Origin of the sequence: Luteibacter sp. 22Crub2.1 (assembly GCF_900167995.1) — a bacterium.
Lineage (GTDB): Bacteria > Pseudomonadota > Gammaproteobacteria > Xanthomonadales > Rhodanobacteraceae > Luteibacter > Luteibacter mycovicinus.
This window is the reverse complement of sequence record NZ_FUYT01000002.1, coordinates 70,782-86,824: the sequence shown is the minus strand read 5'-3', so window position 1 is coordinate 86,824 and position 16,043 is coordinate 70,782. Positions and strand designations below refer to the sequence as shown.

The following is a 16,043-nucleotide window of genomic DNA, read 5'->3' as shown; positions in this document are numbered from 1 at the left end:
TCGGTCAGGCCATGGCTTGTCCGACAAGGCTGCCCTTGTCGAGATGCAGGGTATGGTTGGCGTACTCGGCCGCCTTCGGGTCGTGCGTCACCATCACGATCGTTTTGCCGTGCTCGCGATTGAGTTCGCGCAGAAGACCGAGGATCTCCTCGGCCGACTGGCGATCCAGATCGCCGGTCGGCTCGTCGCAGACCAGCAGCGTGGGATCGGAAACGATCGCGCGTGCGATCGCGACGCGCTGTTGCTGACCGCCGGAGAGTTCGGACGGCTTGTGTGACGAACGATCCGCGAGACCGACCAGCTGCAGCGCGATCGACGCGTTCTGCCTGCGCTGCGCGGCGGAAAGTCGGGTCAGCAGCAGCGGCAGTTCCACGTTGCGCTGCGCGGTCAGCATCGGCATCAGGTTGTAGAACTGGAAAACGAAGCCCACGTGCGCCGCGCGCCAGCGCGCCAGCGCACCGGCACCCAGCCGGTCGATGCGGTCCCCGGCCACCGCGATGCTGCCACCTGACGGTGTGTCGAGACCGCCGATGAGATTGAGCAACGTGGTTTTGCCGGAGCCCGACGGTCCCATCAGCGCGAGGAAGTCGCCTTCCTCGATCTTCAGGTTCACGCCATGCAGTACCTCGACCTTCTGCCGGCCGCGCTCATAGACCTTGGAAAGATCCTGGATGTCGATCAGGGTAGCCATGGGACGTGTCTCCTTGCGTATCAGGGCGAAGGGCGGGTGGCGACGCGGACGGCGGCACCATCGGTGAGCGAGTCGGGCGGAGTCACGATGACGCTGTCACCGGGGGCGAGGCCCTGCGTCACCAGACGCTGCTCGCCGTCGTTGCGTGCGGCGAGCGTGACGTCGTGACGCATCGCCTTGTCGCTCGCGACGACGAAGACGACATCGCGGTTGTCGCGACGCGCCAGCGCGCCGGCCGGGACGAGCACGCCTTTGGGTGCGTCGGCCACCGGCTCCGCCCGGCGTTCGAGGAACGACACGCGCACGCCCATGTCGGGAACGATCCGCGCGTCCTTCGATTCCAGGGCGACGCGTACCTTCACCGTGGCCTTGCCGCGATCCGCCGCGGGCACGATGGCGATGACATGCGCGCCGATCTTCCAGTCCGGGTAGGCGTCGAGCAACGCCTCGGCGGGCATATCGGCTTTGACCCGGCCGATATAGGCCTCGTTGACGTCGACGTCGATCTCCAGCGAATCCATGTCGACGATGGTGCCGACACCGGTACGGGTGAAACCGCCGCCCGCCGAAAGCGGCGACACGATCTCGCCGACCTGCGCCGCCTTGTCGGTGATCACGCCGTCGAACGGCGCACGGACCACCGTGTAGTCGAGGTTGACCTGGCCGACACTGACCTGAGCGTCCGCGGCGTCGGCCTGGCGACGCGCCGTGTTGAGCTGGGCGCGATAGGTGTTGGCCTGCGTACGTCCCTGCTCGGCGATCTGTCTGGAGACCAGGCCCCGGCCGACCAGCGCCTCCTGCCGATCGGCGTCGCGCAGTGCCTGCTCGAGCTGGGTCTGGCTTTGCACCACGCTGGCGCGCGCCGCCGCCGCGTTCGCCCGGTTGGCGTCGAGGCCGGCGCGCAGGGCGTTGTCTTCCAGGCGCGCCAGCACCTGGCCTTTCTTCACCCGGTCGCCTTCCTCGATCAGCACCTCCGTGAGCGTGCCGGTGATCTGCGCGGAGACCGTGGCCTGGCGCCGCGCGGTGACATAGCCCGTGGCCTGCAGCACCGCCCCGGCTTCCGCGGCACCGGCCGGCGCGATCGCGGTCGCTACCGTCACCTCGACGGGCCGATGCACCAGCCAAGCCCAGGCCGCTCCGCCCAGGGCGAGCAGAACGATGAGAACGGCAAGCACGATCAGCGCCATCTTCGTGGCGCCGCCGTTCCCACCCCTTGGGGATTCCCTGTGCGACTTGTCGATCTTCAGCTGCCGCAGCAGTTCGGCGTTCGAGTTCATGTCCCCGTGGTCCCCTGGCGATACGGATCGTCGGCAAGATCATGCGATCCGGGCGGACCGTGCGCCACTTCCGCCCATCAGTCATCTGCCGTGACAGGTGTCACCTGATAGTCTTGGCGCCCATGAATACCGTCATCCCTTCGCCGGCCCAGCCGAGCATCCCCGTCGCCGGGCGCAGCGAGCGTTTCCCGGTCCGTCGCGTCTTCTGCATCGGCCGTAACTACGCCGACCACGCCAAAGAGATGGGCGCGTCGGTCGACACGGCCAATCCGATGTTCTTCACCAAGCCCGCCGATGCCCTCGTCACCGACGGAGCCGACGTGCCCTACCCTTCCGTCACCCACGATCTGCACCACGAAGTGGAGATGGTCGTGGCGCTGGGATCGGGCGGTACGGACCTGACCCTCGAGCAGGCCGCCGCCACGGTCTGGGGCTACGGTGTGGGTCTGGACCTGACCCGCCGCGACCTGCAGGCCCAGGCCAAGGCCAAGGGCTCGCCGTGGGACGTCGCCAAGGCCTTCGACCATTCGGCACCGGTCTCCGCCCTGGTTCCCGCCTCGGAGGTCACGCCGACCGCCGCGACGCGGATCTCGCTGGAGATCAACGGGGAGACCCGGCAGGCGGCCACCCTCGGCGACATGCTGCTCGATGTCCCGGCGATCCTCTCGGCGCTGTCGAAGCTGTTCGAGCTCAAGGCGGGCGACATCGTCTACACGGGTACACCGGCCGGTGTGTCGGCATTGCTGCGCGGCGATCGTTTCCGTGCGACCCTCGAAGGCGTCGCCACGCTCGAAGGTCGCGTGGTCTGACTTCGCAAAGTCCTGACATCCGGAACGTTAGTTTTTCACGTTCGACGCCCAGACCCAGAAGGAGAAACCCACGATGAGCATCGTCGCGGAATTCAAGAAGTTCGCACTACGCGGCAACGTCATCGACCTCGCGGTCGGTGTTGTGGTCGGTGCGGCGTTCAGCAAGATTGTCACCTCGCTGGTGGACAACATCATCATGCCCCCCATCGGCTGGCTGATCGGCGGCATCGACTTTTCAGACTGGAAGTGGGTGCTCAAACCCGCCGACGCCGCGACCAAGACCGCCGAAGTGGCGATCCAGTACGGCGTGTTCATCAACGTGCTGATCCAGTTCGTCATCATCGCGTTCGCCATCTTCATGGTGGTCAAGGCGATCAACCGCCTGACGCATCGCGAAGAGGCCAAGCCGGCCGCACCGGCCGCCGACGTGGTGCTGCTGACGGAAATCCGCGACCTGCTCAGGCAGCAGCCGCCGCGCGTCTGATTCCGCGCTTTCGGAGGGACGAGGTGACCGGCATGTCCGGCTTGCCTCGTCCCTTTTTGCTGTCTGGAAAAAAAAGAGGCCGCCGAGTGGGAGCTCGGCGGCCTGATCCGGGGAGAACGTTGCGCCGCGGGAGATGAGTCGGGAGACTCGCGGCGCTTATTGTTGGAATGGTTTTGGATCGGTCGATCAGAAGTCGTAATTGATACCGAAGCGGACGTAGCGCGGCGTGCTGAAGTAGTTGATGCGGTCGTAGTTGGTGTTCAGCGCCTTGCTGCTGCCATAGATCGCATACGTCGAAGTCGGCACCGACTCGTTCAGCAGGTTATAGACCATGACATTGAAGCCAAGTTTCTGGTCGGCCCACATCGGGCGATATTCCGCCGAGACCGAGATGATGTGCTGCCACGGCTGGCGACCCGCGTCGCCCGGTGCCGAGGCGACGCCACCGCAGTAGTGGTAGTAGCTGCCGTAGCCGACCGGGTTGCTCTCATCCGCGCCGTAGTAACCGATACAGGTCTTGGGTGTGCCCGACATCAGCGCGATGTTGCCCGAGAGCATCCACTCCGGTGCCGCCTGCCAGGAACCGTAGATCTTCAGCTGGTGGGTGCGGTCGTTGGAGAGCAGACCGTTGGAGTTTTCCATCAGCTTGCCGAAGTCCCAGTCGACCGTCGCCGACACGTCGGTCTGACCGATGTCCGAGCGCACCTGGCCTTCCGTATTGCCGTAGCTCTTCGAGTAGACGTAGTCGATCTTGGCCTGCCACTTGCCATCGAACGGATGCTCGAGGAAGGTCTCCAGACCGTAGTAGCTACGCTTGGCGCTCGGCATGCCGAAGTCGGCCGCGGAGACCGAGACGCTGTAGTAACCGCCGGCCGGGTTGACGATGCGGTATGTGTTGCTGCGGCCCGGATTGGACAGGTAGCAACCGTTGAGCGTGGAGGCGTCGACGTCGTAACCGAGCGACTGCGCCTTGCTCGCGATCGTGGTGGTGTCGCAGATGTCGTCCAGGATGTTACGCAGCTTGCGCACCTGGCCCTTCATGCCCCAGACGTAGTCCGCGTTGATCTGCTGGGTGAAGCCCAGCATGTATTCATCCTGGTACTCGGACTTGATGTTGCTGGAGGCCACGGTCTTCGCGTCCGGCGGTGTGCCGTACTCGTTATTGGCCGACACCGCGCCACCCGTGGACGAGGCCAGCTGGGTCAGGCCGGTGGGATTGCCGTTAGCGTCGATGCCCGTGTAGGTGTAGTACTCGTTGGTGTACAGCGAGCCGGCGGCGGCGCGCAGCGCGACGGACGCCGGCATGGCGAGGTAGTAACGACCGGCGTTCGCATAGACCTTCAGCGACGAGTCGCCGTTCACGTCCCAGCTGAAGCCCAGGCGCGGCGCCCACTGCGGCTTGGTCATGCGCAGGAAGGCTTCACCGCTCGGGTTGTAGTTGGTGAACTGGTCGTTGCGCAGGCCGATCTTCACCAGCCAGCGATCGTCCACCTGCCAGCTGTCTTCGATGTACTGGGCGCGCTGCTTCACGCGCACCGACGCCGAGGTGCTGTAGAGGTACTTCGATACGTAGTAGCCGTCCTGACCGCCCGCACCCGTGCTCGGCGCGGCGACGTACGGACTGTCGCTGATGTTGGTCGCCGGATCGCCGTAACCGTAGATCCAGGCCGAGCCGGTCTCGCCATCGTCGACGTCGTGCGAGTTGAGGTTGTCGATACCACCGGTGATCGTGTGATCGCCGATCTTCCACGCCAGGTCGACGCGCAGGTTGCTGCTGGTGGCGCGGTGGTTCGGATCGTTCGCGGTCAGCACCGTCTGAGAATTGACGATGGAATTGCCGCCGGTGATCGCCGGGTTCTCGAACTCGGAACCACTGATGTACTCCAGCGACGGGTCGTAACCCGGGGTCTGGCTGAAGTACGTCATCTTCTGCTTGCCGTACATGGCGGTCAGCGTGAGATCGTCGGTGATGTAGCTCGTGTACTTGGCGATCGAGACCCGGGCGCTGTTCTTGGTCGAGGTGTCGAAGCTGTTCAGATCGCCCGTCTGGTTCGTCGCGTAGTCGTAGTCGTACTCGTTACCCTTGTACGACGTCTTCGTCGACGCGCCGGTCAGCTCGAGGATATTGTTGTCGTTGATGTTCCAGTCGAGCTTGGTGTACCACTTCGGATTGTTGTACTCGTAATCGGTGTTGTACGACGACGTCGCGGGACCGACACTGTTACCGGCCTTCTTGTCGCCTTCGACCGCCGCGAAGAAGAACAGCTTGTCCTTGATCAGCGGGCCGCCGACATACGCGCTCTCGGTGGTTTCCCAGGACTTGTTGTCGGAATAACGACGGTAGAGATTGCCCGCGTTGGCACCGGTCACGTAATACGAGCTCGGGCTCACGCCCTGCGCGAACGCGGGTGCCCACTGAACCTGCGCACCGAAGTGCCATTCGTTGGTACCGCGCTTGCCGCTCTGACTGATCACGCCGCCGTCCGAGCGACCGTAAGCCGCACCGTAGCCGCCGCTGAGGATTTCCTGCTGATCGATCGCGCCATAGGGCAGGCTGATGCCGCCGAAGCCGCTGAGCGGGTCGGTGGTGTTGAAGCCGTTGAGGTAATAGGCGTTCTCGGTGACCGACGAGCCGGCGAACGAAACGAGCGAGCCACCCGTGGTACCGCTCTTGAAGCCGCTGTAACCCGGAACGACGCCCGGCGCGAGCAGCGCGATCGCTTCGGCGCTGCGCGCCAGCGGCAGCTTCGCCAGCTGCTGGGAGGTGATGACGGTGCGTGCGTCGACGCTGGACACGTCGATGGCTGGGAGCGCGTTGGCCGACACGGTGACCGAGCTCAGGCTCGTCGCATCGCCCGAGGCCGCGGCAAAGGACACTTCCGTACCGGAGCCGACACGAAGGCCGACGTCGCTGCGCGTGTCGACGACCTTGCCGCCCTGCATGAGCGATACGGTATAGCTGCCGAGCGGCAGCGAACCCACCGTGTAACGGCCGTCGCTGCCCACGGCGACTTCACGCGTCACGCCCGAGGTGCTCTTGACCTGGACCGACTCGCCCTCGGCGACGGGCGCCTGACCGAAGATGCTGCCGGTGGTCGACTGCGCGATGGCCACGGTGCTGCCCAGCGCCAGGGCCAGCGCGAGGCTGATCCGGCTCAGGCGGATGGATGTCGAATTCTTCACTAGGAAACTCCCCGAAATTTAGGATGCGCGACGCCACGAGGCCGGCACCCTGGCAAGGCGCCTTCCCCAACTGCCCGTGACGTGTGATTCGTTTTATGACTTCGTCGATGCGTGGCCGACGGGGCCACGACTTCAATTTAGTGTTAAGAACCTGCATCCATACGGCGGAAACTGCCGCATCATTCGGTCATTCGTCGGACGTTTGGACGTCCGAACGGTCCACCGGCGGCAACGTCCCGACCATTGCGGCCTGACGGAAACGACGCGGTGACGTACCGACATGGTCGCGGAAGCAACGACTGAAATTGGTCATGTCGCCGAAGCCCCAGGCGTGGGCGATCTGCGCGATGCCGCGATGACGAAGGCGGGGATCGGACAGTTCGCGCTGGCACCGTGCGAGGCGCTCGAGTCGAACCCAGCGCATGAGGGTCAGGTCTTCGTCGGAAAACAGTTCGAACAGATGACTGGCCGAAAGACCGACACCCTTCGCGATCATGTCGATGCACAGCTCGGGATCGGCGAGGTGCTCGCGGGCGAACTGACGCACCTGACGCTTGTGGTACTGCCGCAGGCGCGAGGGGGACGATTCACTCGCGTCCACGGATTCCAGCGCGGCGGCAAGCATATGGGGAATCGCATCGGCCAGCCGGTCGGCTACCGGTTCGGTCAGGCCCGCCGGATGCGCGAACATTTCCTGGAAGAGGACACGCAGATATCCCACGGGACCCAGGTGCCCGGGCAGGCCGACCGCCGCCACATCGTCCAGGCGTGGGATGGCGTCGCGCAGGACCGACAGCGGAAGATGGATCGACTGGACGCTGCAACGCCCCAGTTCCAGCCGGAACGGCTGGGACAGGTCGATCAGGCAGAAATCGCCCCCGGCCAGGTCGCTGTGGCGCCCGTGCTGCTCGACACGCGCCCGTCCGTCGAGCTGCAAGGTCAGCAGCACCGCCTGACGATGCTCGCGCGGAAGCGCCGCCTCGGTCAGTACGTGCGGCGTGTGCCGGAACGCGCCCAGGCGCAGGCGATCGCCAGCGTAGCCGTCCACGAGCGTGCTGGTTTCGAAGCGGCTGGGTGCCCGCTCGACAAAGGCCTGCCAGAAACGCCGGGCAAGCAGCCGGTTGTTTTCGATACCGTCATCGGAGCGCGACAGCGGAGGAAATGCATACGACATGGACGACAAGGCGGTCATTCCGGTTATGAGGCGGGGGGAGGCGGAGGCGGCGGAGGCGCGCCGTCCGGGCCGGGGGGCGGCCCGACAGGCCGCTTGAATCCCTTCTCATCCATGCACTGAGCCATGAGGTCCGGCGGCACCGGGTCGTCCTCTTCGCCACCGAGTTCGTTCCAGCAATCGTCCAGCGCCGCCTCGACCTTCGGGTCGCGGTGCGCCTGGCGACCGTCCGGGGGACCGGGCGGCCGATCCTGGGCGACCGCCGCGGCGGCCAGGGCGATCCCGAAGGAGAAGAGCAGCGAAGGCAGCGCGTTGAACGGTTTCATGGCCATCCTTAGTGGTGTGCGGTGTCTGCACACGCTAAGTGGCTTCCGTCACGAGGGAATGTCCTTTTGTGTCCGCTTTGTGTCGGCTGTTTTGCCGCGGGGACAAACGCCTCGTAGACTGGTCTGGTATTTAAAGCAGCATGACCATGGACCTTCAGTCACTCATCCTCGTCGTGGATGACGATCCCGAACTGCGCGGGCTGATCACCGATTTCCTCGGCGGTCACGGATACCGTGTGCATGCAGCCGAAAACGTCGCCCAGATGTCGCTTTCCATCGAACGCGAGCGACCGGACCTCATCGTGCTCGACGTGATGATGCCGGGCGAGGACGGCCTGAGCGCGGCGCGGCGCCTCGCCGCCGAGAAGGGTCCCCCGGTCATCATCCTGAGTGCGCTCGGCAGCGATACCGACCGGATCATCGGGCTGGAAGTCGGTGCCGACGACTACCTGGCCAAGCCCTGCAACCCACGCGAGCTGCTGGCCCGCGTGCGTGCCGTCCTGCGGCGCAGCAGCCAGGACGCGCCTTCACCCGCCGAGGAGATCCGTCCTTACGGTTTTGCCGGCTGGCGCCTCGATCTGACGCGGCGCGACCTGCGCGATCCGACCGGCATCTTCATCAATCTTTCCGATGGCGAGTTCGCCCTGCTCCGCGCCTTCGTCGAACACCCGCAACGCATCCTGAGCCGCGATCAGCTGCTCGACCTCGTTCACCGGGGCCGCGCGGACGTGTTCGACCGCGCCATCGACACGCAGATCAGCCGGCTGCGGCGCAAACTGAATGACCGCGCGCAGGACGAAATGATCCGTACCGTGCGCAACGAGGGCTACATGCTCCTACCGAAGGTCACCCGCCTGTGACGCGACGTTCCGGCCTGTCGATCTTCGCCCGCAGCTTTCTGCTGATGGTGTGCGCGCTGCTGATCGCCTCCGGCATCGGGGTGGGCGTACTCGTCCTCCGTCCGCCGACGCTGCCGCCCATGGCGAGCCTCTTCGACGTGGCGGCCGCCCTGCGGAACGACGGAGCGCCGTTCGGCCAGCGCGACTTCGACGACCGGAGGCCGCCCGGCTCCGCGCCACGCGACGGCCAGGCCGCCGCCATGCTGCCCGGCGACGACCGCCGCGGCCCGCCCGGCATGGACTTCATGCCGCCCAACCCCGCCGACCTCGATGTGCGCACCCAGGCCGACGCGCCCACGCCCCCGGACGGTTCCGACAGTCGCCTGTCGGCACACCTCCTTCCGCGGCTGGCGGGCCTTCTGCGAGTCGCGCAGGATGACCTTCGCGTCTATGCGGTGGACAGCGGCATGGACCGCCACCCCGGCGCGATGCGCGTCAGCATGGGCGCGGGGTCGCTGGTCGGGTGGCGACAGGCGGATGGCCGATGGCGGGTCGCCTCGGTGCCCGTGGAGCCCTTTCCTTCCATGCTTCAGCAGGAGCTGTTCCTGCTGTTCGGCGTGAGCGTGCTGGTGCTGCTCCCCTTCGCCTGGTGGTTCGCCCGGGCGCTGTCGGCACCGATCCATCGTTTCGCCGAGGCGGCACAGCGTCTGGGTGCGGACACCAGCGCGCCGCCGGTGCCGCGTGAGGGACCGCCCGAGATGCGTCGCGCGGTCGATGCCTTCAACGGCATGCAGGGGCGCGTGAATCGTCTGCTCCACGAGCGCACGCACATGATCGCCGCGATCGCGCACGACCTGCGCACGCCGCTGACGCGCCTGTCGTTCCGGCTCGACGGCCTGCCCGGCCCGCTCGGCGCCAAGGTGGACGGCGACCTCCAGGAGATGAAGACGATGATCTCCGCCGCGCTCGATTTCATGCGCGACCGCTCGCTGGGCACGCAACGCCAGCCGCTGGATTTCCGGCTGCTGGTCGAGAGCGTGAGCGACGACCTGGTTGACGTGGGGCATGACGTGGCGGTGTTTTCCGGGCCGCCCGTGACGCTCGACGGCGATCCGGTGGCGCTGCGCCGCGCTGTCGTCAACCTCGTCGAAAACGGGATCAAGTACGGGCAAAGGGTGCGCATGCGCTTGCGCACCGTCCGTGGCGAATGCCTGCTCGAAATCGATGACGACGGCCCGGGCATTCCCGAGGCCATGCAGCAACAGGTCTTCGCGCCGTTCTTCCGTCTGGAATCCTCGCGAAACCGCGACACCGGCGGCATCGGCCTCGGCCTCGCCACCGTCCGCGCCATCGTGCTCGATCACGGCGGCAGCATCGTGCTGCGCAACCGCAAGGAAGGCGGTCTGCGCGTGGTGGTGAGCCTGCCACAACCGTAACTTCGGGAGCCGTCCAGCCGTCCGGACGGCTGGACCATGACTTTCGACCTACGCGGCCGCACCCCGCGCCATGGTCATAATCGACCTTTACCGTCCCGGGGGTCACCATGCGTCATATCTTCCGCCTGCACACGCTGGCCGCGTGCCTTGCGCTCGCTTTCACCGCCCATGCCGCCGACAAGGCGACGACCATTCCGGACAAGGCGATCGCCGCCGCCACCGCCTTGCGCGATCGCGCGATGAGCGACGACACCGGCTACGAATTCGTGACCGGCCTGACCACGGAAGTGGGTCCCCGCGTGGCCGGCAGCGCCGCCGACGCGCGCGCCGTCGCCTGGACCGTCGCGAAGTTCAAGGCCATGGGTTTCGACAAGGTCTACACCGAGAAAGTCAGCTATCCGCTCTGGCAGCGCCGCAGCGAGCACGCAGCGGTCGTGTCGCCCTTTCCGCAGCCGCTCGCTCTGACCGCGCTGGGCTACTCCGCCGGTACGCCGCAGGGTGGCCTTACGGCCGAAGTCGTCGGCTTCGACGACCTCGATGCGTTCAGGAACGCCGACCCGGCCAGCGTGAAGGGCAAGATCGTCTACGTCTCGACGCACATGCAGCAGCAGAAGGACGGCCACGACTACGGCAAGGGCTCAGCCACGCGCACGGGCGGCCCTGTCCTGGCCGCGAAGATGGGCGCCGCCGCGTTCCTGCTGCGCTCGGCGGGCACCGATCCGCACAGCCGTACGCCGCACACGGGCGTCACCGGCTTCAAGGATCCGAAGGACGCGATCCCGGCTGCCGCGCTTTCCCTGCCCGATGCCGATCAGCTTGAGCGCATTCTGAAGGAAGGCAAGCCGGTCACGCTGAAGCTCGACCTCGATGTCGGCTTTGCGGGTACGTACGAAGGCTCCAACGTCATCGCTGAAGTCACCGGTCGCAAGCACCCGGACCAGGTCGTCGCCATCGGCGGACATCTGGATTCGTGGGACCTGGGCACCGGCGCCATCGATGACGGCGCGGGTGTGGCGATCGCCGCCGCCGCGGCGAAGCTGATCAAGGACATGCCGCAGCGCCCTGATCGCACGATCCGCGTCATCGCCTTCGCCAACGAGGAAATGGGTCTGTGGGGTGGACGCGCCTATGCCGAAGCGCATGCGAAAGACGTGGCGAAGTTTCAGCTGGGTACCGAATCCGATTTCGGCGCCGGCCGCATCTGGCGCATGAGCGCCAGCGTGAAGCCCGAAGCGCGCGGCGCGATCGAGCAGATCGCCAGGGTGATCGAGCCGATCGGCGTGACGTACGACGCGGCCCGGCCCGGCGGTGGTGGATCCGACCTGTCGCAGATGCATGCCAAGGGCATGGCCGCGCTCTCGCTGACGCAGGACGGCACCGACTACTTCGATTACCACCACAACGCCAACGACACGCTGGACAAGATCGATCCGAAGGCGCTCGCGCAGAACGTGGCGGTGTACGCGACCTTTGCGTATCTGGCTGCGCAGGCGGATGGAAATTTCGGTTCGGCGGCTGGTGCGTTCGCAAAAGACGGCGCGCACGACTAAATAGGACCATGTAGGAGCGCGCCAGGCGCGCTCCTACACAGTCGGCGCTTGTCGCGCCGGCTTCCGCGACGCCAGCCCATCCTGCAACCGGTTCATGTACAGATAGATCACCGGCGTGAGGTACAACGTCAGGATCTGCGACACCACCAGGCCGCCGACGACGGCCAGTCCGAGAGGACGGCGCGTCTCCGCGCCCGCACCGATCCCCAGCGCGATCGGCAGCGTTCCCGCGAATGCCGCCATCGTGGTCATCATGATCGGACGAAAACGCACGCGGCAGGCCTCGAAGATCGCTTCATGCGGAGCCACGCCTCTCTCGCGCTGACGTTCGAGCGCGAAGTCGATCATCATGATCGCGTTTTTCTTCACGATGCCCACCAGCATCACGATGCCCACGAAGGCGAACAAATCCAGTGACGCGCCGAAAAGCACCAGCGTGAGCAACGCGCCGACCGCGGCGGCGGGAAGACCCGAGAGAATCGTCAGCGGATGGATGAAACTCTCATACAGGATGCCCAGCACGAGATAGATCACGAACACCGCCAGCAGCAGGAGCAATCCCATGCCCTTGACCGAATCCTGGAAGGCTTGCGCCGTGCCCTGGATGCTGCCGCTGAGCGTGCCGGGAAGATTCATCTGAGCCGTCGCGCGCTGAATGCTCTGCACCGCGTCGCTCAGCGACACACCCGGTGCGAGATTGAACGACACCGTGACCGCGGGCAGCTGGCCCTGGTGGTTCACGGTCAGCACCTGCGGCTTGCGCACGAATTGCGCGACGGTATTCAGCGGCACGAGCTTGCCGGTGTCCGAGGTAACGTAAAGCTTCGACAGTACCGCCGGGTCGTCCTGCATGCGTCGCTCCACCTGCAGGATCACCCAGTACTGCGTGGCCGTGCCGTAAATGGTGGAGATCTGGTTCTCACCGAATGCATCGCCCAGGGCGGACTGCACCTGATCCATCGTCAGGCCGAGCGGACCCAGCTTGTCGCGATTGACGGTCACCACCATCGACGGACTATTGAGGTCCAGATCGGTGGTGACATCCTGGAAACCAGGCAGCTTCTGAAACGCCGAGACCAGCTTTCCGGACCACGCGTACAGCGCGTTCAGATCGGTCGACTGCACGGTGTACTGGTACTGTGCCTTCGACTGGCGCCCACCGACCTGGATCGCCGGAGGATTCTGGATGTAGGTACGGATACCCGGCACGTCGGCGAACTTGTGCCGAAGCGCCTGAATGATCTCGTCCGGCGTCGTATGCCCGCGGTCGCCGGGATCCTTCAGTCGCAGAAGCAGCGAGCCGGAGTTCACCGTGGCGCGCGCACCGCCGGCGCCGACGCTCGACATCACGCCCTGGATATTCGGATCGTCCTGCGCAAGCTGCGCCAGCACTTTCTGTCGCGCGGACATCGCCGCGAACGAAATATCCGTCGGCCCCTCCGTGGTGACACGTAACTGACCGCTGTCGCCCGCCGGAATGAAGTCCTTCGGCGTGACGACGAACAGGACGCCGGTGGCGACGAGGCTGAGCGCGAAGACCGCCAGCACCGTGCGCGGATGGCGCATGCACCAGGCGAGCGTGCGCGTGTAGCCATCGGTCACGGCGCTGAAGCCCTTGTCGAACCAGACCACGATGACACTGCGCTTGTCGTGGTCGTGCGCCTTGACGAAACGGCTGCACAGCATGGGCGTCAGCGTGATCGAGACGAATCCGGAAATCAGGATCGATACGCTGATGACCACGGCGAACTCGTGGAAAAGACGCCCCACGATGCCGCCCATGAACATCACCGGGATGAAGACCGCCACCAGCGACAGCGTCATCGAGAAAATGGTGAAGCCGATTTCGGTCGCGCCTTTGATCGCCGCTTCGTAGGGCGTCTCGCCGAGTTCGATGTGACGCATGATGTTTTCGAGCATCACGATGGCGTCATCGACGACGAAGCCGACGGCCAGCGTCAGCGCCAGCAACGAGAGATTGTCGAGACTGTAGCCCAGCGCGAACATCGCGCCGAACGTGCCCAGTACGGAGATGGGCAGCGCGACCGCCGGAATCAGGGTCGCCGACGCATTGCCGAGGAACAGGTAGATCACCAGCACCACGAGAATGCCCGCCAGCACCAGCGTGAACTGCACGTCGTGCACGGAGTCGCGGATCGACACCGAGCGGTCGTACATCACGTCGAGCTTGACCGACGGCGGCAGCGTCTCGGAGAAGCCGGGCAGCAGCGCGAGAATCCGGTCGACCGTTTCGACGGTATTCGCGCCCGGTTGCCGCTGGATCGCCAGCGTGATCGCACGGACGCCGTTGAACCAGCTGGCCTTCTGGTCGTCCTGCACGCTGTCGCGTGGCACGGCGATATCGGAAAGCCGTACGGGCGCACCGTTACGGTAAGCGACCACGATCTGCCCGTAGTCGGCGGCACGCATCAACTGGCCGTCCGAACGAATGGACAGCAACTGGCGACTTCCGTTGAGCGAGCCGGTGGCCTTGTTGACGTTGGCCGCGGCGATGGCGGTGGACATCTGATCGACGCCGATACCGGTGGCCGCCAGACGATCGGGATCGACGGCGATGCGCACCGCGTACTTCTGCGAACCGTAGACGTTGACCTGGGCCACGCCGTCGACCATCGACAGGCGCTGCGCGAGTTCGGTCTCCGCATAGTCGTCGACCGTCGACAGCGGCAAGGTCGACGACTGCATGGTGAGGAACAGAATGGGCGCGTCGGCCGGATTCACCTTGCGGTAGGTGGGTGGCGTCGGCATGTCCTGCGGCAACTGGCGCTGCGCCGCGGAGATCGCCGCCTGCACGTCCTGAGCCGCGCCGTCGATGCTGCGATCGAGGGCGAAGGTCACGGTGATCGTGGTCGAGCCCAGCGAACTGGACGAGCTCATCGAGTCGATGCCGGCGACCGTGGACAGCTGCGCCTCCAGCGGTGTCGCGACGGACGAGGCCATTGTCTCGGGCGACGCGCCCGGCAGGCTCGCGCTGATATTGATCGTCGGGAAGTCGACGTTCGGCAGTTCGTTCACCGGCAGCTTCGGGTACGCGACGATGCCGAAGATCACAAGCGCCGCCATCAGCAGCGTGGTCATGACGGGACGACGGATACAGAGCTCCGGCAGGTTCATCGCACGCGCGCACCGTCGACGAGCAACAGCTGACCTTCGGTGACGACGCGTTCGCCCGCCTGCAGGCCCTTGTCCACGACGACCCGGTCGGCGGTCGCCGCACCCGTCGTGATGGGCCTCTGTTCCACGGCCTTGTCGGCCTTGACCACGAAGACGAAGGTGCCTGCGGATGAACTCTGCAACGCGATCACCGGGATGCTGACGGCATCGGTCAGCCGCGTCGTCGGCAGGGTCACTTCAGCGAACTGGCCCGCGGTGAGGCGGCCGTCCGCATTCGCGAAACGCGCTTTCAGGACGATCGTGCCGGTCGTGACATCGACGGCGTTGTCGATGAACTCCAGTTCGCCCTTCAGCGGTCCACCGGTGTCGCCGGGGATTTTCGCCTGGACGGGGAGCGCGCCGCGACGCGCGTTGTTGCGCACCGCGGCCAGACTGTCCTCGGGAATCGCGAAGGCGATACGGATGGGATCGACCTGATTGAGCACCACGATATCGGTCGTGTCGGCGGTAAGCGTCGCCCCCGGATAGGCCAGAGGCGCACCGGTGACACCATCGAAGGGCGCGGAGATCGTGGTGAAGTCGAGCTGCGTCTGCGCGGCACGCGCCGCGGCACGATCGCTGACGAGGGCGGCGCGGGCCACGCCGAGGTTGGCCTTGTACAGATCGAAATCGGCGCGACTGACGAAGCCTTTGCCGAGCATGTTCTGGTAACGCCCGAGGTCCGCCTCGGCCTTGGCCAGCTGAGCTTCGTCGCTGGCCACCTTGCCCTGGGCCTCGTCGAGCGCGGCCTTGAGCGGACGCGGATCGACCCGGGCAAGGAGATCGCCCTTTTTCACGTGGGTGCCGGGAGTGAAAGCCAGCGTATCGAGCTGACCGCTGACGCGGGAACGCACGTTGACCGTCGAATACGCCTCAGCCCTGCCGATGATCTTGAGCGACAGATCGATCTCACCGCGCTGCGCGACGGCTGTGGTGACCGGCGTACCCGCCGATGCCTGCTTGCCGTTGAGCGATTTCGGGGCCTCCTTGCCGCCCGTCTCGTGACGCCATACGCCCACACCGGCCGCGGCGAGGGCCACCAGGCCGATGATGAGAACGAGTTTCTTCCCTGGGGATCGCTGCATGAGGACTCCGGCCGGAAC

The 16,043-nt window shown here is 65.7% G+C and carries 12 protein-coding genes; 5 read left to right on the top strand and 7 right to left on the bottom strand.

Annotation, left to right across the window (positions count from 1 at the left end):
- Positions 1–4: 4 nt before the first annotated feature.
- Positions 5–691 (bottom strand): ABC transporter ATP-binding protein, encoded by a 687-nt coding sequence (locus B5X73_RS02190; protein WP_079520393.1) that lies wholly within the window; start codon positions 689–691, stop codon positions 5–7.
- 20 nt (positions 692–711) lie between these two features.
- Entirely contained in the window at positions 712–1,968 is a 1,257-nt protein-coding gene (locus B5X73_RS02185; RefSeq protein ID WP_079520392.1) for an efflux RND transporter periplasmic adaptor subunit, read from the bottom strand.
- A 122-nt stretch (positions 1,969–2,090) separates the two neighbouring features.
- Here B5X73_RS02185 and B5X73_RS02180 point away from each other — a divergent pair, with 122 nt between their 5' ends.
- Positions 2,091–2,777: a fumarylacetoacetate hydrolase family protein gene (locus B5X73_RS02180; RefSeq protein WP_036110202.1), complete on the top strand. Its 687-nt coding sequence runs from the start codon at positions 2,091–2,093 to the stop codon at positions 2,775–2,777.
- 73 nt (positions 2,778–2,850) lie between these two features.
- Positions 2,851–3,261, top strand: a complete 411-nt coding sequence (gene mscL / locus B5X73_RS02175; RefSeq protein ID WP_036110199.1) for a large-conductance mechanosensitive channel protein MscL — start codon at positions 2,851–2,853, stop codon at positions 3,259–3,261.
- Between the two features lie 186 nt (positions 3,262–3,447).
- On the opposite strand, the gene B5X73_RS02170 is transcribed toward mscL, so the two are convergent.
- The 3 genes from B5X73_RS02170 to B5X73_RS02160 all read right to left on the bottom strand — a co-directional run bounded on the left by B5X73_RS02170 (position 3,448) and on the right by B5X73_RS02160 (position 7,941).
- Positions 3,448–6,444: an outer membrane beta-barrel protein gene (locus B5X73_RS02170; RefSeq protein WP_079520391.1), complete on the bottom strand. Its 2,997-nt coding sequence runs from the start codon at positions 6,442–6,444 to the stop codon at positions 3,448–3,450.
- 187 nt (positions 6,445–6,631) lie between these two features.
- Positions 6,632–7,618, bottom strand: coding sequence for a helix-turn-helix domain-containing protein (locus B5X73_RS02165; RefSeq protein ID WP_043696054.1), 987 nt, complete (start codon positions 7,616–7,618; stop codon positions 6,632–6,634).
- Positions 7,619–7,641: 23 nt separating this feature from the next.
- A complete protein-coding gene (locus B5X73_RS02160; RefSeq protein ID WP_051943277.1) occupies positions 7,642–7,941 on the bottom strand; it encodes a hypothetical protein in 300 nt (99 codons plus the stop codon).
- A 146-nt stretch (positions 7,942–8,087) separates the two neighbouring features.
- On the opposite strand from B5X73_RS02160, the gene B5X73_RS02155 reads away from it, so the two are divergent.
- From B5X73_RS02155 to B5X73_RS02145, 3 genes are all read left to right on the top strand, one after another.
- A complete protein-coding gene (locus B5X73_RS02155; RefSeq protein WP_036117065.1) occupies positions 8,088–8,801 on the top strand; it encodes a response regulator in 714 nt (237 codons plus the stop codon).
- Positions 8,802–8,845: 44 nt separating this feature from the next.
- The gene (locus tag B5X73_RS02150) at positions 8,846–10,216 is read left to right on the top strand and encodes an ATP-binding protein (RefSeq protein WP_079520543.1); all 1,371 of its coding nucleotides are present in this window, start codon (positions 8,846–8,848) and stop codon (positions 10,214–10,216) included.
- A gap of 107 nt (positions 10,217–10,323) precedes the next feature.
- On the top strand, positions 10,324–11,766 hold the full coding sequence (locus tag B5X73_RS02145) for a M20/M25/M40 family metallo-hydrolase (protein WP_043696059.1): 1,443 nt from the start codon (positions 10,324–10,326) through the stop codon (positions 11,764–11,766).
- Between the two features lie 33 nt (positions 11,767–11,799).
- On the opposite strand, the gene B5X73_RS02140 is transcribed toward B5X73_RS02145, so the two are convergent.
- Positions 11,800–14,901, bottom strand: coding sequence for an efflux RND transporter permease subunit (locus tag B5X73_RS02140; protein WP_079520389.1), 3,102 nt, complete (start codon positions 14,899–14,901; stop codon positions 11,800–11,802).
- Complete coding sequence (locus B5X73_RS02135; protein ID WP_079520388.1) at positions 14,898–16,025, bottom strand: efflux RND transporter periplasmic adaptor subunit; 1,128 nt, start codon at positions 16,023–16,025, stop codon at positions 14,898–14,900. Before B5X73_RS02135 ends, B5X73_RS02140 begins: the two co-directional genes overlap by 4 nt.
- Between the last annotated feature and the right edge of the window lie 18 nt (positions 16,026–16,043).